Annotated in this window: 20 protein-coding genes; 9 read left to right on the forward strand and 11 right to left on the reverse strand. The window is 71.9% G+C overall.

Annotated elements, in window-relative coordinates; all coding sequences use genetic code 11:
- Positions 1-149: 149 nt before the first annotated feature.
- Positions 150-749, reverse strand: coding sequence for a TetR/AcrR family transcriptional regulator (locus ACWEN0_RS49285; protein WP_451988681.1), 600 nt, complete (start codon positions 747-749; stop codon positions 150-152).
- A 77-nt stretch (positions 750-826) separates the two neighbouring features.
- Between ACWEN0_RS49285 and ACWEN0_RS49290 the strand changes: the two genes are divergently transcribed.
- Complete coding sequence (locus tag ACWEN0_RS49290; protein WP_451988682.1) at positions 827-1,609, forward strand: class I SAM-dependent methyltransferase; 783 nt, start codon at positions 827-829, stop codon at positions 1,607-1,609.
- Positions 1,610-1,687: 78 nt separating this feature from the next.
- Complete coding sequence (locus ACWEN0_RS49295; protein WP_451988683.1) at positions 1,688-1,939, forward strand: DUF4287 domain-containing protein; 252 nt, start codon at positions 1,688-1,690, stop codon at positions 1,937-1,939.
- Here ACWEN0_RS49295 and ACWEN0_RS49300 read toward each other — a convergent pair.
- A complete protein-coding gene (locus ACWEN0_RS49300) occupies positions 1,909-3,366 on the reverse strand; it encodes an MFS transporter (RefSeq protein WP_451988684.1) in 1,458 nt (485 codons plus the stop codon). The two genes, ACWEN0_RS49295 and ACWEN0_RS49300, sit on opposite strands and share 31 nt — an antisense overlap.
- A gap of 98 nt (positions 3,367-3,464) precedes the next feature.
- Between ACWEN0_RS49300 and ACWEN0_RS49305 the strand changes: the two genes are divergently transcribed.
- On the forward strand, positions 3,465-4,670 hold the full coding sequence (locus ACWEN0_RS49305; protein WP_451988685.1) for a cytochrome P450: 1,206 nt from the start codon (positions 3,465-3,467) through the stop codon (positions 4,668-4,670).
- Positions 4,671-4,676: 6 nt separating this feature from the next.
- On the opposite strand, the gene lexA is transcribed toward ACWEN0_RS49305, so the two are convergent.
- Entirely contained in the window at positions 4,677-5,330 is a 654-nt protein-coding gene (lexA, locus tag ACWEN0_RS49310) for a transcriptional repressor LexA (RefSeq protein WP_451988686.1), read from the reverse strand.
- A 265-nt stretch (positions 5,331-5,595) separates the two neighbouring features.
- On the opposite strand from lexA, the gene ACWEN0_RS49315 reads away from it, so the two are divergent.
- Positions 5,596-6,108 carry a lytic polysaccharide monooxygenase auxiliary activity family 9 protein gene (locus ACWEN0_RS49315; RefSeq protein ID WP_451988687.1) on the forward strand — a complete coding sequence of 171 codons (513 nt, stop codon included), beginning with the start codon at positions 5,596-5,598 and terminating at the stop codon, positions 6,106-6,108.
- 377 nt (positions 6,109-6,485) lie between these two features.
- On the opposite strand, the gene ACWEN0_RS49320 is transcribed toward ACWEN0_RS49315, so the two are convergent.
- The 4 genes from ACWEN0_RS49320 to ACWEN0_RS49335 all read right to left on the reverse strand — a co-directional run bounded on the left by ACWEN0_RS49320 (position 6,486) and on the right by ACWEN0_RS49335 (position 12,963).
- Entirely contained in the window at positions 6,486-7,433 is a 948-nt protein-coding gene (locus ACWEN0_RS49320; RefSeq protein WP_451988688.1) for a TolB family protein, read from the reverse strand.
- A gap of 108 nt (positions 7,434-7,541) precedes the next feature.
- Complete coding sequence (locus tag ACWEN0_RS49325) at positions 7,542-11,801, reverse strand: nSTAND1 domain-containing NTPase (protein WP_451988689.1); 4,260 nt, start codon at positions 11,799-11,801, stop codon at positions 7,542-7,544.
- Positions 11,798-12,166, reverse strand: coding sequence for a CU044_2847 family protein (locus tag ACWEN0_RS49330; RefSeq protein WP_451988690.1), 369 nt, complete (start codon positions 12,164-12,166; stop codon positions 11,798-11,800). Before ACWEN0_RS49330 ends, ACWEN0_RS49325 begins: the two co-directional genes overlap by 4 nt.
- Positions 12,167-12,294: 128 nt before the next feature.
- Positions 12,295-12,963, reverse strand: coding sequence for a hypothetical protein (locus tag ACWEN0_RS49335; RefSeq protein ID WP_451988691.1), 669 nt, complete (start codon positions 12,961-12,963; stop codon positions 12,295-12,297).
- 96 nt (positions 12,964-13,059) lie between these two features.
- Between ACWEN0_RS49335 and ACWEN0_RS49340 the strand changes: the two genes are divergently transcribed.
- Together ACWEN0_RS49340 and ACWEN0_RS49345 are read left to right on the forward strand one after the other, a co-directional pair.
- Entirely contained in the window at positions 13,060-14,199 is a 1,140-nt protein-coding gene (locus ACWEN0_RS49340) for a cation:proton antiporter (protein ID WP_451988692.1), read from the forward strand.
- Entirely contained in the window at positions 14,196-14,573 is a 378-nt protein-coding gene (locus tag ACWEN0_RS49345) for a hypothetical protein (RefSeq protein WP_451988693.1), read from the forward strand. Before ACWEN0_RS49340 ends, ACWEN0_RS49345 begins: the two co-directional genes overlap by 4 nt.
- Here ACWEN0_RS49345 and ACWEN0_RS49350 read toward each other — a convergent pair.
- Together ACWEN0_RS49350 and ACWEN0_RS49355 are read right to left on the reverse strand one after the other, a co-directional pair.
- On the reverse strand, positions 14,566-15,372 hold the full coding sequence (locus ACWEN0_RS49350) for a hypothetical protein (protein ID WP_451988694.1): 807 nt from the start codon (positions 15,370-15,372) through the stop codon (positions 14,566-14,568). The genes ACWEN0_RS49345 and ACWEN0_RS49350 overlap by 8 nt on opposite strands.
- 34 nt (positions 15,373-15,406) lie before the next feature.
- Positions 15,407-16,030 carry a TetR/AcrR family transcriptional regulator gene (locus ACWEN0_RS49355; RefSeq protein ID WP_451988695.1) on the reverse strand — a complete coding sequence of 208 codons (624 nt, stop codon included), beginning with the start codon at positions 16,028-16,030 and terminating at the stop codon, positions 15,407-15,409.
- A gap of 85 nt (positions 16,031-16,115) precedes the next feature.
- On the opposite strand from ACWEN0_RS49355, the gene ACWEN0_RS49360 reads away from it, so the two are divergent.
- Positions 16,116-17,171 (forward strand): zinc-binding dehydrogenase, encoded by a 1,056-nt coding sequence (locus ACWEN0_RS49360; protein WP_451988696.1) that lies wholly within the window; start codon positions 16,116-16,118, stop codon positions 17,169-17,171.
- Here ACWEN0_RS49360 and ACWEN0_RS49365 read toward each other — a convergent pair.
- Both ACWEN0_RS49365 and ACWEN0_RS49370 read right to left on the reverse strand, forming a co-directional pair.
- The gene (locus ACWEN0_RS49365; protein WP_451988697.1) at positions 17,168-18,193 is read right to left on the reverse strand and encodes an MBL fold metallo-hydrolase; all 1,026 of its coding nucleotides are present in this window, start codon (positions 18,191-18,193) and stop codon (positions 17,168-17,170) included. The two genes, ACWEN0_RS49360 and ACWEN0_RS49365, sit on opposite strands and share 4 nt — an antisense overlap.
- Before the next feature lie 92 nt (positions 18,194-18,285).
- Positions 18,286-18,555, reverse strand: a complete 270-nt coding sequence (locus ACWEN0_RS49370) for a DUF6480 family protein (RefSeq protein ID WP_451988698.1) — start codon at positions 18,553-18,555, stop codon at positions 18,286-18,288.
- A gap of 106 nt (positions 18,556-18,661) precedes the next feature.
- On the opposite strand from ACWEN0_RS49370, the gene ACWEN0_RS49375 reads away from it, so the two are divergent.
- Together ACWEN0_RS49375 and ACWEN0_RS49380 are read left to right on the forward strand one after the other, a co-directional pair.
- On the forward strand, positions 18,662-19,021 hold the full coding sequence (locus ACWEN0_RS49375; RefSeq protein WP_451988700.1) for a helix-turn-helix domain-containing protein: 360 nt from the start codon (positions 18,662-18,664) through the stop codon (positions 19,019-19,021).
- 55 nt (positions 19,022-19,076) lie between these two features.
- Positions 19,077-19,493, forward strand: a complete 417-nt coding sequence (locus ACWEN0_RS49380) for a VOC family protein (RefSeq protein WP_451988699.1) — start codon at positions 19,077-19,079, stop codon at positions 19,491-19,493.
- Positions 19,494-19,683: the final 190 nt, after the last annotated feature.

Raw genomic sequence — 19,683 nt, forward strand, 5'->3', positions numbered from 1 at the left:
CGTCGTCACGGAGTCGAACGCGCCCGCCGGGGCGTCCTCGGCGAAGGTGTCGAGCCGAGCCCCCACACCCCCGCCGGGGGCGAGCCCCCGGACCCCCGCGTGGGGTCGCCTTCCCCTTTCGGGTGGCCGCTTGTCCTTTGTGGACTTTTTTACAGCAGTCGGCGTTGCAGGGGGTCGGCGAGGATGGTTTCCACCAGTTCTTGCAGCTCTTCGGGGTCCGGGAGGGTGTGCTTTTCGCGGCCTGCGAAGAGCAGGTGGCTTGCTCCGATCAGGGACAAGGCCAGGGCGTCCACCGTTGCGTCCGCTGCGATACGGCCCTGGGCTCGTTCCGCGGCCAGGTAGGACGACAGCATCTCGCGCGCCTCTGCCAGGAACGGGAGGCCGTCACCTGGACGGCGCAGGCGGGTGCGGAGTTCGTCGCGGAAGAACACCAAGCTCGTCAGGGCTATCGAGACCGGGTCGAACAGCTCCGTCAGCGCGTCCACCAGGTTGGCCGCCACCGTGCGGGTGCCCGCCGAGGCCACCAGGATCGCCGACTGGTCCGACAACCGGCTGATCCGGTCCTGGACCAGCTCGGCCAGGAAAGCGTCGAAATCCGCGAAGTGGCGGTGCAGCACGCCCTTCGCCACGTCGGCCTCCGCCGTCACCGCTCGGCTCGTCAGGCCGTTCGGGCCCTCGCGCAGCAGGACGCGTTCGGCCGCGTGGAACAGCTGCTGGCGCACGTCGCGCAAGTGGACCCCGGTCGGCATGGCCCCATTCTCCGTTACGCCCGCGGCGAACGCCCACGCGGTTGTCCTAGTGGGCGCATGCCCATTAGAGTGGGCGCATGCCCACTCAACCTCATGAGGCCCGGCATTTCGCCGAGTCGTTCGGGAAGGACGCCGCGCGCTACGACCGGGCCCGGCCCGAGTATCCCGCCGAGCTGGTCGCCCGCGTCGTCGCCGCGAGTCCCGGCCCGGACTTCCTCGACGTCGGTTGCGGCACCGGGATCGAGGCCCGGCAGTTCCGGGCCGCCGGCCGGCGGGTGCTCGGCGTGGACCCCGATCCGCGGATGGCCGCCTTCGCCCGCGGTACCGGCATCGACGTCGAGGTCGCGAAGTTCGAGGACTGGGACCCCGCCGCGCGGACGTTCGACGCGGTCGTCGCCGGGCAGGCCTGGCACTGGGTCGATCCCGTCGCCGGCGCGGCCAAGGCGGCCGACGTCCTGCGTCCTGGCGGGCTGCTCGCCCTCTTCGCGCACGTATTCCAGCCGCCGGCCCCGGTGGCCGACGCCCTCGCGCGGGGCATCCGGCGGGTGCTGCCCGATTCCCCGTTCGCGGGGGAGTCGAGGACCGCCGCCGAGCTCTACGAAGTCATGTTCACCCGCTTCGCCGACGGTATCCGGGGTTCGGGCCGGTTCGGTGCGCCCGAGCGGTGGTCGTTCGCGTGGGAGCGGGTCTACACCCGCGACGAATGGCTGGACCTCCTGCCCACGACCGGCGGCCTGACCCGGCTTGCGCCGGACGCGCTGGCGGACGTGCTCGCCGGCGTCGGGACGGCCGTCGACGCGCTCGGCGGCGGCTTCACCCTGGCGTACACGACCCTCGCGGTGGTCGCCGGGAAGTCTTGACAAAAAAAGTTGTCGGTGAGACCTTGGTGGCAAGCAAGCCAGACCGAACAGGTGTCGGTCCGAACCCGGGAGTCACCGATGTCTTTCCAGGCCTACCTCGACAACGCCGAGAAGCAGACCGGCATCACCCCGCGCGGCTTCCTCGACCTCGCGCAGGAGAAGAAGCTCACGAAGCACGGCGAGATCGTCGCGTGGCTGAAGACCGAGCACGCTCTCGGGCACGGCCACGCGACGGCGATCGCGCGGCTCGTCACCAAGGGGCCCGAGTTCGTCGCCGCCCACCACACCGACGGCGTGCTTCACCTCGACGGCATGGCCTCCCGGACCTGATCGGGCCGGCGCCCGGCGGCCGGGCCCGGCCGCCGGGGCAGGAACGCGGCGACGGCCAGCGCGATGAGCGCCGCGGCCGAGCCCATGCCCAGCACGAGCCGGAAGCCGTTCCGCGACGGCAGCTCCACCGGTCCGAAGTGGATGGTCAGCCGGGCGAGGACCAGCCCGGCCGTGGCGCTCGAGACCGACGTGCCGATCGAGCGCATGAGCGTGTTGAGGCTGTTCGCGGCGGCCGTCTCCGACACGGGCACGGCGCCCATCACCAGCGACGGCATCGCGCCGTAGGCGAGGCCGATGCCGCCGCCGATGACGCTCGAAACCAGCACCAGCTGCCAGGTCGCGCTCATCAGCACGATGCCGAGCGCGTACCCGGCGGCGACGACCACCGCGCCGAGCATCAATGTCGTCTTCGGGCCGCGCGTGGCCGTGATGCGCGCGGACACCGGCGCCAGCGCCATCATGACGAGCCCGGACGGGGCCATCACCAGGCCCACCACCAGCATCGACCTGCCCAGGCCGTAGCCGGTGGCGGCCGGCAGCTGCAGCAGCTGCGGCAGCACCAGGGACATCGCGAACATCGCGAAGCCGAAGACCGCCGACGCGATGTTCGTCAGCAGCACCTGGCGCCGGGCGCTCGTCCGCAGGTCGACCAGCGGCCGCGGGGTGCGCAGTTCCCACCGGCCCCACAGCAGCAGGACCACCACGGCGGCGGCGAACAGGCCGAGCGTGGCCGCGCTGTCCCAGCCCCAGTCGGCGCCCTTCGAAATGGCCAGCAGCAGGCAGACGAGGGCGATCGAGAGCCCGGCCGCGCCGAGGACGTCGAACCGCCCGCCGCTGCGCACCGGCGACTCCGGCACGAGCGCGACGACGAGCCCCGTGACGACCATGCCGAGCCCGGCCGCGGTCCAGAAAAGCACGTGCCAGTCGGCGTTTTCGGCCAGCAGGGCCGCCGCGGGCAGGCCCAGCGCGCCGCCGACGCCGAGCGACGCGCTCATCAGGGCCGTCGCCGAGCCGAGCCGTTCGGCGGGCAGCTCGTCGCGCATGATGCTGATCCCGAGCGGGATGACGCCGGCGGCCAGGCCCTGCAGCGTCCGGCCGGCGACCATCGGCAGGAGGCTGTCGGACAGCGCGCCGATCGCCGAGCCCACGACGAGCGCGCCGAGGCCGGCGAGCAGCATCCGCCGCTTGCCGTACATGTCGCCGAGCCGGCCCATGGTCGGCGTCGCCACCGCGCCCGCGAGCAGCGTGGCCGTGATGGCCCAGGTGGCGTCGGCCGCGGAGGCGTGCAGCAGTCCGGGCAGGGCGGGGATCAGCGGGATGACCAGCGTCTGCATCAGCGAGACGGTGATGCCCGCGAAGGCGAGGACCGCGACGACGAGGTTCGCGCGGGGCGACGTCGTTCCGGCGGGCGTGGCGGGGTCAAGCACGGGCGGTCCTCCGGACGTCGGTATTAAATCAGTCGCTTGACTTAGCCTAGCAGTCTTCGGTTGACTGATCACGAACTGACGGCCACCGCGGAGGACCGATGACGAGCACCGCCGAGATCCCCGAGTTCCCGATGACGCGCGCGGCCGGCTGCCCGTTCGACCCGCCGCCCGCGGCACGCGCGATGCAGGGGAAGGCGCCGCTCGCCCGGGTGCGGTTGTGGGACGGCAGCACGCCGTGGCTGGTCACGCGCTACGCCGAGCAGCGGGCGCTGCTGGCCGATCCGCGCGTCAGCGCCGACGTCACCCGGCCCGGCTACCCGAGCCCGGCGCCCCTGCCCAAGGGAGGCACCGGGATCAGCTTCATCCTGATGGACAACCCCGAGCACGCGCGACTGCGCAAGATGGTGACCGCGCCGTTCACGATCCGCCGGGTCGCGGCGATGCGCCCGGCCGTGCAGAAGATCGTCGACGACCTCCTCGACGAGCTGCTGGCCGGCCCGAAGCCGGTCGACCTCGTCGAGGCGTTCGCGCTCCCGGTGCCGTCACTGGTGATCTGCGAGCTGCTCGGTGTCCCCTACGCCGACCACGGCTTCTTCCAGGAGAACAGCAAGCTCATCATCCGCCGCGACGCGCGGCCCGAGGAGCGGGCGGCCGGACACCGGGCGCTCGTCGGCTACCTCGACCGCCTGATGGGGGAGAAGCTCGAGCGGCCGGCCGGCGACCTGCTCTCCGGCCTCGCGACCCGGGTGCACGCGGGGGAGCTGTCCCGGACCGAGGCGGCCCAGATGGGCGTCCTGCTGCTCATCGCGGGCCACGAGACGACGGCGAACATGATCGCGCTCGGCACCCTGGCCCTGCTGGAGCACCCGGACCAGCTGGCCCTGCTGCGGGAGAGCGACGACCCGGCGCTGGTCGCCTCCGCCGTCGAAGAACTGTTGCGGTACCTCAACATCACGCACAACGGCCGCCGCCGCGTCGCGCTGGAGGACATCGAGGTGGGCGGTGAAACGATCCGCGCGGGCGAGGGCGTGATCCTCGCCAACGACGTCGGCAACCGCGACCCGGAGGTGTTCCCCGACGGCGACCGGCTCGACCTCACCCGCGACGCGCACCGGCACGTCGCCTTCGGCTTCGGCGTCCACCAGTGCCTCGGCCAGCCGCTGGCGCGGCTCGAGCTGCAGGTCGTCTACAGCACGCTGTACCGGCGCATCCCGACACTCGCGCTGGCGACCGACGTCGAGAAGATCCCGTTCAAGCACGACGGTTCGGTGTACGGCGTCTACGAACTGCCGGTCACCTGGTGAAGCGCGTCAGACGCTCCGCAGCACCGAAACGACCACGCCCAGGATCGCCGCCCGGTCGCCGTCGATGACGGCGTAGGCCGGGTTGCGCGGCTCGAGGTACACGTGGCCGTCGCGGCGGCGGTACACCTTGACCGTCGCCTCCTCGTCGATCATCGCCGCGACGATCTGGCCCGAGTGGGCCTCCGTCTGCTGCTTGACCACGACGATGTCGCCGTCGCAGATCGCGGCGTCGATCATCGAGTCGCCGCGGACCCGCAGCCCGAAGACGTTACCGCGGCCGGTGAGGTCGCGCGGCAGCTTGAGGACGTCGTCGACGTGCTCCACGGCCGAGATCGGCGTGCCGGCGGCGATGTCGCCGACGACCGGAACCGGGACGGAGTCGCCGTCCTCGCGGGCTTCGCCGCCTTGCAGGAACGCGCGCACGTCCATCGGGCGCGAGACGCCCGTGCCGCGCCGCAGGTACCCCTTGTCCTCCAGGCTCGCGAGGTGCTTGGAGACCGACGACGTCGACTGCAGGCCGACGGCCTCGCCGATCTCCCGGGTGCTGGGGGAGTAGCCGTGCCGGACCACCCAGTCGCGGATCACCACCAGGATCTTCTGCTGCCGCTCCGGCAGGAGGGAGGGATCGAGGTGCTCGAAGGTGTCGTCGTAGGTGGTCACCGGCGGAATCCTAGAGGGAGCCGCTCGGCGCGCCGCCACCCGGTCTTTCGGGTGAATCCCGCTGAGCGGAACACCGCCGGGCGGTTGGCGTCTTACCAACATCACCCGGGACTTCGCGATCTATTGACTCACTGTCCGATTCGTCTTATGGTCTAGACCACAATTTCCTTCGCTCGAACGACTTCCCGCGACGCGGCGGGCTCGCCTGCCGCGGCTTCGCCGTACCCGGTGGCGGGAAGCGAGCCTGTCCCCGAAGGAGCTTTCGATGAACCGAAAACTGGTCGCGGTCGCGGCGGGTGCCCTCCTGGCCCCGGTCCTGGTGGTGGTGAACCCCGCCGGTATCGCGAGCGCGCACGGCTACGTCAACTCCCCGGCGAGCCGGCAGGCGCAGTGCGCCCAGGGCACGGTGTCCTGCGGTGACATCAAGTACGAGCCCCAGAGCGTCGAGGGGCCGAAGGGCCTGAAGTCCTGCGACGGCGGCAATTCCCAGTTCGCCGAGCTCAACGACAACGGCAAGGGCTGGCAGGCCGGCGCGGTCGGCACGTCGGCGACGTTCACGTGGACCTTCACGGCCCGCCACCGCACGACCAACTACGAGTACTGGATCGGCGGCGACAAGGTCGCGGACATCAGCGGCAACAACGAGCAGCCGCCGGAAACCCTTTCGCACCAGGTGGACCTGTCCGGCCACACGGGACGCCAGACGGTGCTGGCGATCTGGAACATCGCGGACACCGGCAACGCGTTCTACTCCTGCATCGACGTCCAGGTGGGCTGAGCCCCGTCCGCCCGGGAGCGCGCGGCTCCCGGGCGGACGGATCCCGGACCGCAGCCGTCAGTCGCTCCGGGACCACACGCGACAGCTCACGGCGCCGACCGGTACGGCGCTCCGCCCGAACTCGGCGGCTGCCCTGCGCGGCACGGGCGAGACGGTGCACTGGCCCACGGCCCAGGAGGCGGGCCAGCCGGATCGGTGAGGGCGTCCGTCACCGGCTCCCCTCGGCGGCGCCCCCGAACATCGCCTGTTCGGTCACCGGCGAGACGTTCGCGAGCAGCTCGCGGATCCGGTTGGCCAAGTGCGCGTCGTAAGCCATGATCGAGCGCCCTCCCGTCCTTGAGCTGGATATCGCCAGGCTCGTCGAACCCCGGCGTTGCTCATCCCAGCCAGGTGCGCAGCATGGCGCCGGACAGCGGGGTGTAGTTCGGCAACGGGGTCGGTGTGCCACCGGTGCCCGCGACGAGGAAGAGGGCCGTGGTGGTGTCGCGTTCCGCGGTGAAGGCAACTGTGCCGCCGTCGGGTGAGACGGCAGCGCTGGTGGGAATGTAGTCGGTCTCAGGGGTCAAGCCGCGGACGTCACCGGTCTTACGGCTCACCGAATAGAGGCGGTTGTCAGGCGAGCGAACGATCGCCGAACCGTCGGGGGCGACGCCGAGCACCGGCCCCGCCGGCACGTCGTGCCCGAACGTACTGCGGTTGGACTTCGAGAGAGTCACAGTGATCGTGCCGTCCGATTCACACACCTGGCCGCGAGTGACGGTGTCCGCCGCGCACGCCGGCCCGGCGTATCCGTCGTAGTCGACTGCCGCGGGATCGGTCCCGCCGGGGACCGGGTCACCTGTCGCGGCCCAAACCAATGTGGTGTTGTCGATGTCGACCGCGAGCTGGGCGCCGATGAACAGAGCTCCCGTGTAAAGCCGGCGCTTCGAGTAGCTGTCTTGCGGCGGAGTGACCCGGTGGAATTCGCCGTCGAAAGTAATGTAGCCGGCTTCGTAGGACATCGCCGTGGCCTGGTAGGGCAGCGGGTCGCCGAGAGAGGCGATCTTGCTGTACGTGGGATCGAAGGACGCCTTGTCGAGATCCGTGATCGGCCGGCCGGAACCGGGGTACTCCCGGGCGGCGGCGACGCTTCCCTGCGGTGTGACGAACTGGAGTTGGGCATGGTTCGCCAGAACGAGTGCGGGACCGCGTGGCAGATCACCATTGGCGGACGTCGTCGCAGGTGCTCCCGGGTCGCCAGGCGATGCACTGGGTACCGATTGGGTGGTGCTGCTCGAGATCGGGCCGTTGCCGGAGCACGCGGCCGCCGCAGCGGCAACGAGCACGCAGGCAAGAATGCGAATTCCACGCAGGAGTGGCGAATGGCGAGACACGGTGCTGAGTCGGTCGGCCTTGGCCTCGTGTTACGAGGAAATCGAAGAGGTCGCCGCGGGTCAGGGGCAGACCTGCCGCGCCGGGATCGGAGCGGGCAGGCCGGCCTGTTCCTCGGGCGTGAAGTCGCGGTGGCCGATGATGCGGCACAGATCGCGGGTCCACGCGGCAGGGTCCAGCGCCAGTGCCCCGCCCAGCCCGTCCGAGCCGGCGTAGAGCACCGTCCGGCCGTCCTTCGCGACGTTGATGAACGTGTACTGGGTCTGCTGGCCGTCCGGGTGCCCGAACTCGTAGGAGTCCACCGGGGCTTGCTTCCCCACCTGATAGACGCGCACGGAGTTGTTGGCCGCGATCAGGTAGTGGCCGTCGCCGTCGAGGAAGCCGGCCGACCACCTCGCACTGCTGATGTCGGACAGGCTGGGCAACGGTCCGAGTTCCCGGACCGGCGGGTCGCGCTGCCACAGCTCGACGACGGAGCCTTGGCGCATCAGCGCGAAGTACCGGCCGCTGGGATCGAACTGCAGCCCGAGTGCGTCGTCGGTGACTTCGGTGGTGGCGGTTGTCTGCCCGGTGGTGAGGTCGACGGCGCGGACGACCGGATCGCCGTAGACGATCACCTGCACGTGGTTCGGCTCGGGGTAGGGCCCCACCGCCATCGTCGGGGTGCCGGCGTCGCCGTCGGGGTGCACGGTGCCGGTGTCGAACCGCGCGAGCTGACGTCCCGTCCGCGCGTCCCACTGCTGCACCTGCCGGCCCGAAACGGTGACCAGGTTCCCGGTCCAGTCGAAGAAGTAGCTGAAGTTGTTGTCCGGCTGCTGGTGTCCGGTGCGCAGGTAGTCGCCGGGCTTCATCGGTGGGCGGCTCGGTGGCTCGGCGGTGGTGATCCGGGCGGTCTGCCGCAGGGTGGCGGTTTCGTGCACCGACACAACGTTCGCGGCTTCCCGGTCCACGACCAGGCTGCCGTCGCGGTTGAGGTAGAGCTCGTTCTTCGGCTTGTCCTCCTGGGCGGGCGGGGCAGGGGCCTCGGCCAGCACCCGGTCGCTGTCCACACCGGACGGCCGTAGTTGCAGGGAACCGTCTTTCAGCAGGCTGACCGTCTTGCTGCCGTCGTCGGTGAGCACCTGGTCGGCGACGTCGAGGGTCCGTGAGCCGGGTGGGAGTTCGGTGTAGGTGATCTCCGAAGAGCCGTAAGTGGCGAGCAGCAGCTTCCCGTCGGCCGAGATCAGGTCCGGCGCGTACTCGCTCGCGCTGGGTGCTTCGTTGCCGGAGGAGACCTCGGTCCCGAGGTCCAGGTCCACGACCCGAACGGAGTCTTCGCTCACGACGACCCGGCGTCCGGTCACGTCCACGGCGTTGTGCGAGCACAAGAAGGACGTCGGTGAACTGTACGGCCGCCCCTCCGCGACCCCGTCCGAGACCCGCACCCGAGACAAGACCGAGCCGCCGCCACCCTCTGGGGTGCGGCACGCCACGACAGCCGCGCGATCACCCGAGACCACGAAGTACTGGTCCTTCTGCGGCGCCAGCACCGTCCGGGACCGTCCGGTGGCCATGTCCACGGCGGTGAGCCCGGACGGGTGGTCGGGATCGTCCAGGCCGTAGGTGTCCACCAGCAACGTCCGGTTGTCCTGGCTGATCCACAGCCCGTTGCTCGCGTCCGGCGGCGCGGGGACCGAGCCGGCGACGGTCGCGGTGTCCAGGTCCCACCAGACCAGGCGGTCGCCGGCCGGGACGGCCATCAGTTTGCCGTCCGGCGACATCGCCGCCGAGTTCCCCGGGCCGTTGTAGTAGGTGGTCAGCCCGGACACCTTGGGCAGGGTGTGCACCGGACCGGCCGGCAGGAGGGCGTCGGCATCCACCTCGAACCAGCCGGCGGTCCCGTCGTCGCCGACGAACCCCGCACGCTTGCCGTCCGGGGAGACCATCGTGTACAGCACGTGCCCGGCCTGTACCGGCACGCCGCGCGTCTTGCCGGTGGTGGCGTGGACGAAGAGCGTCAGCCGCCCCAGGTCGGTGCTGGCGAGCACCACATCACCGTTCCGGCTCGCGTGGAACCCGGCGATCGTCCCGAGGAGCCCGGACAGGACCCGTTCGGAGTTCGAGTGCGCCAGGTACTGCCGCAACAGCTGGTTGCGCGCTTCCTGGGTGGGCGACGTCTGGTAAGCCGCGAGCGCGGTCATCACCGAGAGCGCCGGGTTCCGGGCCGAGAGGTCCTGCGAATGCTGGGCCAAGGCTCGCGAATTGGCGAGTGCCTCGCGTTCGCCGCTTTGCGCTTGCGCGTAGATGAACAGTGACACGAACGTCAACGCGGCCACGACGACGACGGCCAGCCCGGCCTTGAGGGCCCGCCGGCGGCGGGTCTGGACGCGTCGATGAACGCGGCCGCGGTCCAGGTAGTCGCGTTCGGCGGCGGTGAGCTCGGTGGCGTGCCCGGGTAGCCATTGCCCCGCGACGGTCAGGGAAGTGGTGCTGGGCAACAGATCGCGAGGTTGTCCGCGACGCTGCCAGCGGTCCGTGTCGTGCCGCAGGGACTCCCGCCAGTCCAGAAAGGACCGATCGGCGGCGATCCGCCGGGCGAGCCTCGCCCATCCGGTGAGCAGCGCTTCGTGGGCGAGCTCGACGGTTTCGGGGCCTTCGCCGCCTTGCAGGACCAGCAGCCGGGTGGCGGCCAGCCGCTGGGCGATGTGCCATTCCGGTTCGCCGAGTTCCGCGCGTGACGCGATCCGCCGGACGGGTGCGGTGCTCCCGAGCGGGATCCGCACGAGCTGGGTGAGCAGGCGCTCGGCCGCCGGTTCGTCCGGCGCCGGAACGTTTTCGGCCCAGGCGCGCTCGGCGTATTCGCCCAGCGCGCCGGCGACGCCGCCGATCAGTTCGTAGGCGCCGTGCGTCAGCACGCCTTTGTCCTGCCGCTCCCACAGCAGGTCCAGGGTGAAACCGAGCAGGGGCAACGCACCGGGCTCGGAGCCGGTGTCGGCCAGGATGCGTTCGGCCAAGTGCGGCTCGTAGTGCACGCCCGGAACCTCGCCGACGGGCTTGGCGATGATCTCGCGCAGCTGCTCCGGCCGCATCGGCTCCACCGCGCAGACCCGCTTGCTCACGACCGGTCCGAGCAGGGGGTGCGCGAGGACCGGTTCGAGGAAGTCGGCCCGCAGCGTGCACAGGACCCGGACCGTGGCCGGGATGCGGTCGTCGAACAGCACCGCCGCCAGGGCTTCGAGCTGCCCCGGCGGAAGGTCGAGCAGTTCCTCGGCCTGGTCGACCACGACGAGCAGCCGGTCACCGCGCTGCCGGTCGAGGACGCGCGGCACGATCCCGTGCAGTCCCTGCTCGGCCAGCACGTCGGCGAGTTCGGGCGTCTCGGCCAGCCGCCGGGTTTCGGACAGGTCCGGCTCCAGCAACGGCAGCAACGCGGCCGCCAGCGCGTGCAGCGGACTGGCGTGGTGGCCGGGCCGCAGCACGACCGGGCAGTCGCCGTCCGCCCGGCGCAGCGGGCTGACCCCGGCCATGGCCAGCGACGACTTGCCGCAACCGGAGGGCCCGACGAGGGTGGTCCAGCGCTCGCCGGCCACGATTCGCGCGACGTGCTCGCTCTCGGCCCGCCGGCCGTGGAAGAGGGCCGCGTCGGTCTCCTGGAAGGGCCGCAACCCGCGGAACGGCGAGGGCGGCAGTACGAGTTCGCGGAGGCCCGGCCAGGCCGCCAACAGGGCGGCGGCGGGGATCAGGTAGCAGGCGGGCGGGTGCCCGGATTCGGCCACGGCCACCATGCCGATGACCCCGGCCAGCTCGTCGTCCCACACCGGCCCACCGCTGAAGCCGGGGGAGACCCGGTAGCCGTCCCCGGCCAGGTCGACCTGCATCCAGCCGTGGGCTTGGCGGTGCCGCAGCGTGCCGCTGTGCCATACGCCGCCGGGGCGCCCGTCCGGCAGGCCGTAGGCCCGGGCCGGGTGTCCCCACACCTCGTCCGCCTCGACCAGCCGGACCGGCCGGGCGTCGCGCATCGGCGCGTCGAGGCGCAGCACGGCCACGTCCCCGACGCCCGACGGCTGCTCCGGGATCCAGTGCGCGACGCTCGCCGCGGCCCCGGCGTCCGGCCGCTCCGGGCCGAGCAGTGGCAGATCCACCCGGAGCGTGGCTCCGGATGGCGGCGGGGCGTCGTCCCCGGTCCCGAGCGCGGCGGTGACGACGTGCGCGCAGGTGAGCGCGAGGGTGTCGGTGACCAGGAAGCCCAAGCCGACGGGGTGCCCCGAAGAGGTGAAGATCCGCAGTACGGCGGCGTCCAGCGAGCCGGGCCCGGTGCTCTCGGCGGGCGGCGGCGCCGTCATGACGCCGGGTCGCCGGCTTGCGGGCCGTCCTCGTCTTCCGCCGACGTCTTCCAGGTGAGCTTGACCTTGAAGTTGGCCTGGGTCGAGGCGCTGGAAATGATGACATCGGCCTTGGTGGACAGGGACAGCCCGAACTCGACCGCGATTTCGTCGGGTGCGTGGACCATGCCGCGGAACCCGGTGACGAAGTCCTCCGCGACCGGCCGGACCTTGGCCACCATTTCGCTCAATGACCGGGCACCCCGCGCGACGATCTCCCCCGGCCGGGCGGCCTTGACCAGCCCTTCCTCGACCTGGTCGATCTCGACCCCCACCGTCTGCCGCCCCGCCGAACCGCCGACCGGCAGTTCCACCAGATAGGTCACGCGTTCCCCTCCGCCCCTTCCCGGCACGATCCGCCGGGCGAATTCCATTCTGTCGGTACGGGGATCACCGCACCCGGTCACCGGGCGATGCCACCAGAATGGAGCAATCGTATTCGGCGACAACCGTTTTACGGCCGGCTGAAGAACGCCAGGCCGAGCACATCGTGCCCGGGAACGGCGATGCGGACCGGGCCGCCGATGCGGGGCTCGCCGAGGACGCGCAGGCGGCTGGTCTGCTCGATGTGGTGGGTGAGTGCTTCGTCGGTGGCGGTCAGCTTGAACGCGAGTTCGGCGCCGTCCGGGGTGCGCGCCAGGCGCCATGGCTTGCTCGCGGCCGGGGCGACGACTTCGAGTTCCGTCCAGCGGCCGGGGAGCGGGGGACGGAACCGTGCCGCGTCGATCATCGCCGCGACGACGCCGTACCCGGAGAACAACGCCATGGCGATGAACGGGGTCCGCCAAGGACCCAGCGGCAGCAGGGCGATACCCGCCATCGTGAGGGCGAGGACGGCGGCGTAGAGCGCGGTTTGCCGGGAGCGCCGCACGCGGCGCCCGCTGGCCGCGACCAGGACCGGGTCCTGGTCCGGCGGGAGGGCCGGCGCTCCCGGGTCCTCGGGCAGTGGCTCGGGCGGCCGCCACCGGTAGTGGCCGCGTCGCCGGATTTCCGACAGCCCGAAGGAAAGCCCGGCCGCGCACACGAACCAGCCGTAGGCCGCGACGGTGTGATCACTGGCGAGCCCGAGGGCCGCGGCGACGCCCACGCCGCCCAGCACCCCCAGGACGTTCTTGACCCGCATTTCCCGTCCCCCCGAACCGAGCGCAGCGCGGTGTGAATCTCCTGTGGTGGAGATGACAACGGCCGACGATACTCGGAGCGGGAACCGAGGAGCGCCATGGATCTGTCCACTCTCGCACTGGTCGTCGCCGCGGGGCTTGCGGGGCCGCTGCTCGCGGCGCCCCGGCGGACGCGGCTTCCCGTCGTGGTGGGCGAACTCCTGGCCGGCGTCGCCATCGGCCGCACCGGGGCGGGCTGGGTGCACGCGGACGAACCGATCCTGTCCTTCCTGGCCGCGGCCGGGTTCGCGCTGGTGATGCTGGAGGCCGGCAGCCACGTTCCGCTGCGCGACGCGGCATTGCGCGTGGCCCTGCGGCGCGGGGCGCTGCTCGCGGCGGTCGTGGGCGTGCTCGCGGTGCCCGCCGGGCTCGGCGTGGCCGCGCTGACCGGGACCGGGCACGGGCTGCTCTACGCGGTGCTCCTGGCGTCCAGTTCCGCGGCCCTGATCATGCCGGTGCTCCACGAGGCCGGGCTCGACGGCCCGGCCGTGACCGCGACGATCGTGCAGGTCGCCATCGCGGACACGGTGTGCATCGTCGCCCTGCCGCTGGCGGAGGACCCGGGCCGGGCGGGCCGGGCCGCGCTCGGCGCGCTCGTGGTGATCGCGGCGGGCGCCTTGTGGTTCGCCGCACTGCGATGGCTGCACGCCCGCGGGCTCGTCACCCGTGCGCACGAGATCAGCAAGAGCCGGCACTTCGGCCTGGAGCTGCGGATCGCCCTGATCGTGGTGTTCGGCCTGGCCGGGCTCGCGCAGCTGGTCGGGGTCTCGGTGATGCTCGCCGGGTTCGCCGCCGGTCTCGCGCTGGCCGCGGTCGGCGAGCCGCGGCGGCTGGCCCGTCAGCTGTTCGCGGTCACGGACGGGTTCCTCGGGCCGGTGTTCTTCGTGTGGCTGGGCGCCTCGCTCGACCTGCGTGCGCTGGGCACCCAGCCACGGCTGATCGTGCTGGCCGGTCTTCTCGCGGCGGGGACCGTCCTGGTGCACGCGGCGACCCGGCTGCTGGGCCAGCCCCTCGCCCTGGCCGTGCTGGCCGGCGCCCAGCTCGGCGTCCCGGTCGCGGCCGTGACCATCGGGACCCGCGAGGGCCTGATGTCCGCCGGGGAAGGCGGTGCGATCCTCGCCGCCGCTGTCATCAGCGTCGCGGTGACCGCCGTCGCCGCCGCGCGCGCACCCGCACATTCACCCGAGGAGGCGGAATGAAGGAACACTGGAAGGACGAACCCGACGAGCACGACTACCCGGCGGCGTACGACTACCTCACCCTCGTCACCGACGAGGCCGCGGCCGGCCGGCTCGTCGACGCGCTCAAAGCGGCCACGCTGACCCACCGCAAGGCGAAGGACATCCTGCGTGCCAGCGGGCTGGCGTTGCTGCCGGCCGACAACCCGCACGTCGCGAAGGACCTCGGCAAGGTGAAGGACGGCCGGGCGCTGTCGCCGGTCCTGCTGGTGCGCGGGGACACCCACCAGGGCCTGATCGTCGCCGACGGCTACCACCGGGTGTGCGCCTCGTACCACCTCGACGAAAACGCCGACATCCCCTGCAAGCTCGTCTCACCCGCGGCCGTCACTTGAACAGGCTGACCGCCCGCGACACGACCACGGCGAGGGTCACCAGCGAGACCGCGGACTGGCTCAGCATCAGCATCTTCGCCCACCGCGACATCGGCATCACGTCGGTCGGGCTGAACGCGGTCGCGTTGGTGAAGGACACGTAGAAGTAGTCGACGAAATGCGGTTCCCAGTCGGGGTGCCCGGCCGGGTCCTCCATCTGCGGGAACCGGAAGTCGGGCCGCGGGCGCTCGCCGCGGGCCCGGGCCACCGGGCCGCCGCGGTCCCATTCCCAGTACCACAAGGCGAAGGCGATGACGTTCGTCAGCCAGATCGCGCCGCCGCTGCCCAGCAGCGGCGCCGGTTCCTCGCCCGCGCGTGCGGAGAGGAGGTCCAGCACCAGCAAGGCGGCCGACCAGCCGTTGGCCAGGCTGATCAGCGCGATCAACGCCACCGACAGCGGACGCAGCCACGGGTGCCCGCGCGTGATCCGCACCGGGTTCACCGCGATGAGCACCGCGACCAGGGCGACCTCCAGCACCGGCAGCAGCCAGTGCGGCCGGAACGCGAGCCGGTCGGGCAGCACCAGCTGGAGGGTGACCGCCAGCGCGATCGCCAGGGTGACCGCCCACCGCTGCTCGCCGCGGGTGACGCGCAGCCAGGCCGGCGCTTGCTTGGCGGTGTCCACGACGGTGTGCGCCGCGTCGGAGACCGGGTGCGCGCCGTGGCAGAGCAGTTCCTCGAGGTGGGTCAGCTCGGTGCGGATCGACCGCAGCCGCCGCAGGTGGTCGGGCGCCGGGGGATCTGCGGGTGCCCGGTCCATCGGAGTCCTCTCGCCGTGGTGCATCGGCCCGAATCTACTGAGCGGGCCCCTGTGGGGACGCTGAGAACGCGGTCTCGCCCAGTCCCAGTGCGCGTGCGGCGAGCTGTTTCGCCTGGTCGGCGGCATGGGGGACCGTCCGGAGGGCGAGGGTGACCGTGACGCCTTCGAGCAGGATGACGAGCTCGTCGGCGACGCGCCCGGGTTCGGGCAGGTTCGCGTCGACGGCGAGCGAGGTCAGGTAGCCGCGGACCCAGTGCTTGTCCTCGGCGATGACCGTCCGGGCGGGGTGCGCGGGGTCGGCGAGTTCGGCGTGCGCGTTGACGAACGCGCAGCCGCGCGGCGAGTTGTGGCGCATCCACGCGGCGAGCGCGTCGAAGACCAGCAGCACCTTTTCCGCCGGCGTCGTGCCGTGTTCCTCGACGTAGTGGCGAAGCCAGTCACGCCAGCGCAGGTCGCGGTCGCGGAGGTAGGCGACGATCAGTGCGTCCTTGGAACCGAACCGGTCGTAGAGGGTCTTCTTGGTCACACCGGCGGCTTCGGCGACCGTGTCGACGCCGATCGCGTTGATGCCCTGCTCGTAGAACAGCTCGCCGGCCGTGGCGAGGACGCGTTTCGCCGCCGGGGTCAGCTCGCCCTCGGGGGTGCGTGGCCGTGGCATCCGCGACTCCTTCCGCAGGCGGGGTTTGACAGCGCCTTCGTTCGTTAACTATACCGGTATGTATACCCTACGTGAGGCGGTGGAGATGACGAAGCAGCAGCCAGGGGTGCCGGACCGCATGACGGCCGTCGTCCTGGCCCGGCACGGCGGGCCCGAAGCGCTGGAGGTCGTCACCGACTTCCCGGTCCCCGCGCCCGGCGACGGCGACGTGCTGGTCGCGGTCGCGGCGGCCGGCATGAACAACACCGACGTGTGGAGCCGCGAGGGCAGCTACGGCACCGCGGGCGATCCCGGTGCGGTGGGCGGCTGGCGCGGCGTGCCGCTGACGTTCCCGCGGATCCAGGGCGGCGACATCGCGGGCACGATCGTCGCGGTCGGCCGCGACGTCGACGAAACCCGCCTGGGCCAGCGAGTCCTCGTCGACAGCGCGCTTTACGACGGCGAGGGCCCGGACGCGAACGCGATCGGGCTGCTGGGCAGTGAACGCGACGGCGGGTTCGCCCGGTTCGCGGTCGTCGAGGCCCGGCGCGCGCACGATGTGACGGCGAGCCCGTTGTCCGACCTCGAGCTCGCGGTCCTGCCGATCGCCTACGGGACCGCCGTGGGCATGCTGGAGCGCGCCGGGCTCGCGGCCGGAGAACGGATCCTGGTCACGGGCGCGTCCGGCGGCGTCGGGCTCGCCCTGGTGCAGCTCGCGGCCGCCCGCGGGTGTTCCGTCGTGGCGGTGTCCACTGAGGACAAACGGGATCGGCTGTTCGCCGCGGGCGCGTCGCAGGTGCTGCCGCGCGGAACCGTGCCGTCCCGGGAGCTCGGCGAACCGGTCGACGTCGTGGCCGACGTGGTCGGCGGCAGCGGGTTTCCCGGCCTGGTCGACGCGCTGGCGGAGGGCGGCCGGCTGGTGACCGCCGGTGCCATCGCCGGGCCGGAGGTCGAGCTCGACATCCGCCGCCTGTACCTGCACAGCCGGCGGCTCATCGGCTCGGCCATGTGGACGCCCGCCCAGTTCGGGCAGCTGGTGACGCACGCGCGCCGGGGCGACTTCAAGCCCGTCATCGCCCGGAGGTTCGCGCTCGAGGACATCGCCGCCGCTCAGCGGGAGTTCGAGCAGAAGACGTTCGTCGGGAAGTTCGTGCTGGGCTAAGCCGCGTTGTACCGGCGCACCGCGGGCGTCTCGTCGACGATGACGCGGCCGAGGTGGGCCAGGACGTCGAGGTGGGCCTCGATCTCCATAACCGCGGACAGCTGGTGTTCGAGCTGGAGCGCGTCGAGCTGCCGGCGGTGGCGGGTCCACGGCAGCTGGCGCGCGACCTCGTAGGCCGTGGTGGCGCCGGTCGCCAGCAGCTCGTTGACTTCGTCGAGCCGCTCGCGGTGGTGGTCGAGCAGCTCCCGCACGCGGGCGTGGGTGCTCGGGCCGACCGCGCCGTGCGCCGGCAGCAGCACCGAGTCGGGGCGGCCGAGCAGGAGCTTCAGGGACGAGATGAACGAGCGCAACGGCGTCGCCTCGGGCGCGACTTCGAAGCCCAGCGAGGGGGTGATCCGCGGCAGCACGTGGTCGCCCGCGAAGAGCACGCCCGCCGTCGAGTGCGCGTAGACGACGTGCCCGCGGGTGTGGCCCGGGGTCGAAACCACCTCGAGTTCGCCCTCGTGCAGCGGGACGCGGTCGCCGTCGCGGAGCCAGCCGTCGGGTGGCCCGTAGGGCGTCTCGGCGCCGGAGGTGTCGATCGCGAGCACCCGTTCGGCCAGCTCGTCGGCCCCGCAGCGGGCCAGGAGCTCCGGGTGGTTGGGGAACGGGTTGGTGGTGTCGAAGCCCTCGATGCTGAGCCGCTCGTGCTCGCCGATCAGCAGCCGGGCGCCCAGCGGCTCGCGCCACGCGAAGGCCTGGGTGTAGTGGTCCCAGTGGTGGTGCGTGGCGAGGCAGGTCCGCACGTCGCCGAGCCGGTGCCCCAGCGCGGTCAGGGCCGCCACGACGGCGCTCTCGGTGGCCGGGCTCGCCCAGCCCGGGTCGATGAGCACCAGGCCGTCGGGGCCCTCGAGCACGTAGGCGTTCACCGTGGACAGGCCCGCGATCGGCAGCGGCAGGGGGATGCGGTGGACACCGGGCGCCACGGGGTGTGCTCCCGGCGTGGTCCAGTCGTCCGGCTGGTCGATCGCGAGTTCGGGCATGCGCCTGTCCTGGTCGGTTGCAAAGCGTACGCAACGACTTTAGCGACCGGGTGGCCGGCCGGACTGCGCCGGTGAGATATCTCGCGGACGGGTCAGAGCAGGTCGAGACCGCGGAGCACGAAGAACGCCGCGGTCCCGAGCACGAGCACGGCGACGATGACCAGCGTGACGACGGCCGGCGTCCGCGACGGGATCGGCTGCGGGTGCGACAGGCCCGAGGTCTGGCCCGCGTCCGGCGGCGTGTCGCCGGGCGGAACCGAGCCGCCGGGTTCGAGGCCGGGGGCGTCCTCGGGCTCCGGACCGGGCGCGGTGGAACGCCTGGTCGTGTCGGCGGGTTCGGTGCGGATCGGCTCGTTGTCCATGGTCGGCGGGTACCCCCGCGGCCGCGGTCAACCGCTGATCGGCGGGTGAACGCGGTGTGGTGGGATCGGGGACGTGAGCCGGGCCGTCGAGGAGATGAACCGCCGCATGCTGCGTGCCCGCGACACCATGGACCGGGACTACGCGAAGCCGTTGGACGTGCCCGCGCTGGCCCGGATCGCGCACGTCTCGCCGGTGCACTTCATCCGGACCTTCCGCGCCACCTTCGGCGAGACGCCGCACCGGTACCTGCAGCGCCGGCGGGTGGAGCGGGCCATGTTCCTGCTGCGCTCGGGCGACCGGAGCGTCACCGAGATCTGCCTCGAGGTCGGTTTCGGCAGCCTCGGGACCTTCAGCCGGACGTTCCGGGAGATCGTCGGCGAACCTCCGACGGCCTACCGGCGCCGCGGGCCGGTCGCGGACGTGCCGACCTGCTTCGCCATGGCGTGGCTGCGGCCGCGGAGCTGACGGGACGATCATTTCGGATAAGCACCCCGGTGCCCGCCTGAACTACCGTCGCCCCATGCTCAACGCCATCACGATTTCCCAGATCTTCGTGCTCGACCAGGACGAGGCGCTCGACTTCTACGTCGGCAAGCTCGGCCTCGAGGTCAACACCGACGCCGACCTCGGCTTCATGCGGTGGCTGACGATCAACGTGCCCGGCCACCCGGACCGCGAGATCCTGCTGGAGAAGCCCGGCCCGCCCCGGATGGACGAGGCGACGGCGGACCAGGTCCGCGACCTCCTGACCAAGGGCGCCATGGGCGGGTCGCTGTTCTTCAGCAGCGACGACTGCCGCAAGACCTACGAGACGCTGCTGGCCAAGGGCGTGGAGTTCACCGACGAACCGACGGAGCGCCCGTACGGGATCGACTGCGGCCTTCGCGACCCCTTCGGCAACAGCATCCGGTTCAGCCAGCCGCTGTCCGGTTCCTGAGGCGGCGCGTCGGGCGTCACCGGTTCGGGCGGCACACCGGACCCATACCGAGCCGCTCCAGGACCGAACGTGGGGTATGGCCGCAACCACCGTGACGCCCGACCGCCCCGCCCCGCCGAAGCGGCTGCGGTTCTTCGCCGCCGCCTTCACCGGCGTCCTGGCCCTGGCCGCCGCGCTGGCCGCCGGGCAC

This window comes from Amycolatopsis sp. NPDC004378, from assembly GCF_053602455.1.

Coding starts and splice junctions, on each gene's coding strand:
- ACWEN0_RS49335 (WP_451988691.1), bottom strand. CDS start 12,963: ATGCGGGTCAAGAACGTCCTGGGGGTGCTGGGCGGCGTGGGCGTCGCC.
- ACWEN0_RS49285 (WP_451988681.1), bottom strand. CDS start 749: ATGCCGACCGGGGTCCACTTGCGCGACGTGCGCCAGCAGCTGTTCCAC.
- ACWEN0_RS49290 (WP_451988682.1), top strand. CDS start 827: ATGCCCACTCAACCTCATGAGGCCCGGCATTTCGCCGAGTCGTTCGGG.
- ACWEN0_RS49295 (WP_451988683.1), top strand. CDS start 1,688: ATGTCTTTCCAGGCCTACCTCGACAACGCCGAGAAGCAGACCGGCATC.
- ACWEN0_RS49340 (WP_451988692.1), top strand. CDS start 13,060: ATGGATCTGTCCACTCTCGCACTGGTCGTCGCCGCGGGGCTTGCGGGG.
- ACWEN0_RS49365 (WP_451988697.1), bottom strand. CDS start 18,193: ATGCCCGAACTCGCGATCGACCAGCCGGACGACTGGACCACGCCGGGA.
- ACWEN0_RS49355 (WP_451988695.1), bottom strand. CDS start 16,030: ATGCCACGGCCACGCACCCCCGAGGGCGAGCTGACCCCGGCGGCGAAA.
- ACWEN0_RS49360 (WP_451988696.1), top strand. CDS start 16,116: ATGACGAAGCAGCAGCCAGGGGTGCCGGACCGCATGACGGCCGTCGTC.
- ACWEN0_RS49305 (WP_451988685.1), top strand. CDS start 3,465: ATGACGAGCACCGCCGAGATCCCCGAGTTCCCGATGACGCGCGCGGCC.
- ACWEN0_RS49315 (WP_451988687.1), top strand. CDS start 5,596: ATGAACCGAAAACTGGTCGCGGTCGCGGCGGGTGCCCTCCTGGCCCCG.
- ACWEN0_RS49375 (WP_451988700.1), top strand. CDS start 18,662: ATGCTGCGTGCCCGCGACACCATGGACCGGGACTACGCGAAGCCGTTG.
- ACWEN0_RS49380 (WP_451988699.1), top strand. CDS start 19,077: ATGCTCAACGCCATCACGATTTCCCAGATCTTCGTGCTCGACCAGGAC.
- ACWEN0_RS49325 (WP_451988689.1), bottom strand. CDS start 11,801: ATGACGGCGCCGCCGCCCGCCGAGAGCACCGGGCCCGGCTCGCTGGAC.
- ACWEN0_RS49345 (WP_451988693.1), top strand. CDS start 14,196: ATGAAGGAACACTGGAAGGACGAACCCGACGAGCACGACTACCCGGCG.
- ACWEN0_RS49350 (WP_451988694.1), bottom strand. CDS start 15,372: ATGGACCGGGCACCCGCAGATCCCCCGGCGCCCGACCACCTGCGGCGG.
- ACWEN0_RS49370 (WP_451988698.1), bottom strand. CDS start 18,555: ATGGACAACGAGCCGATCCGCACCGAACCCGCCGACACGACCAGGCGT.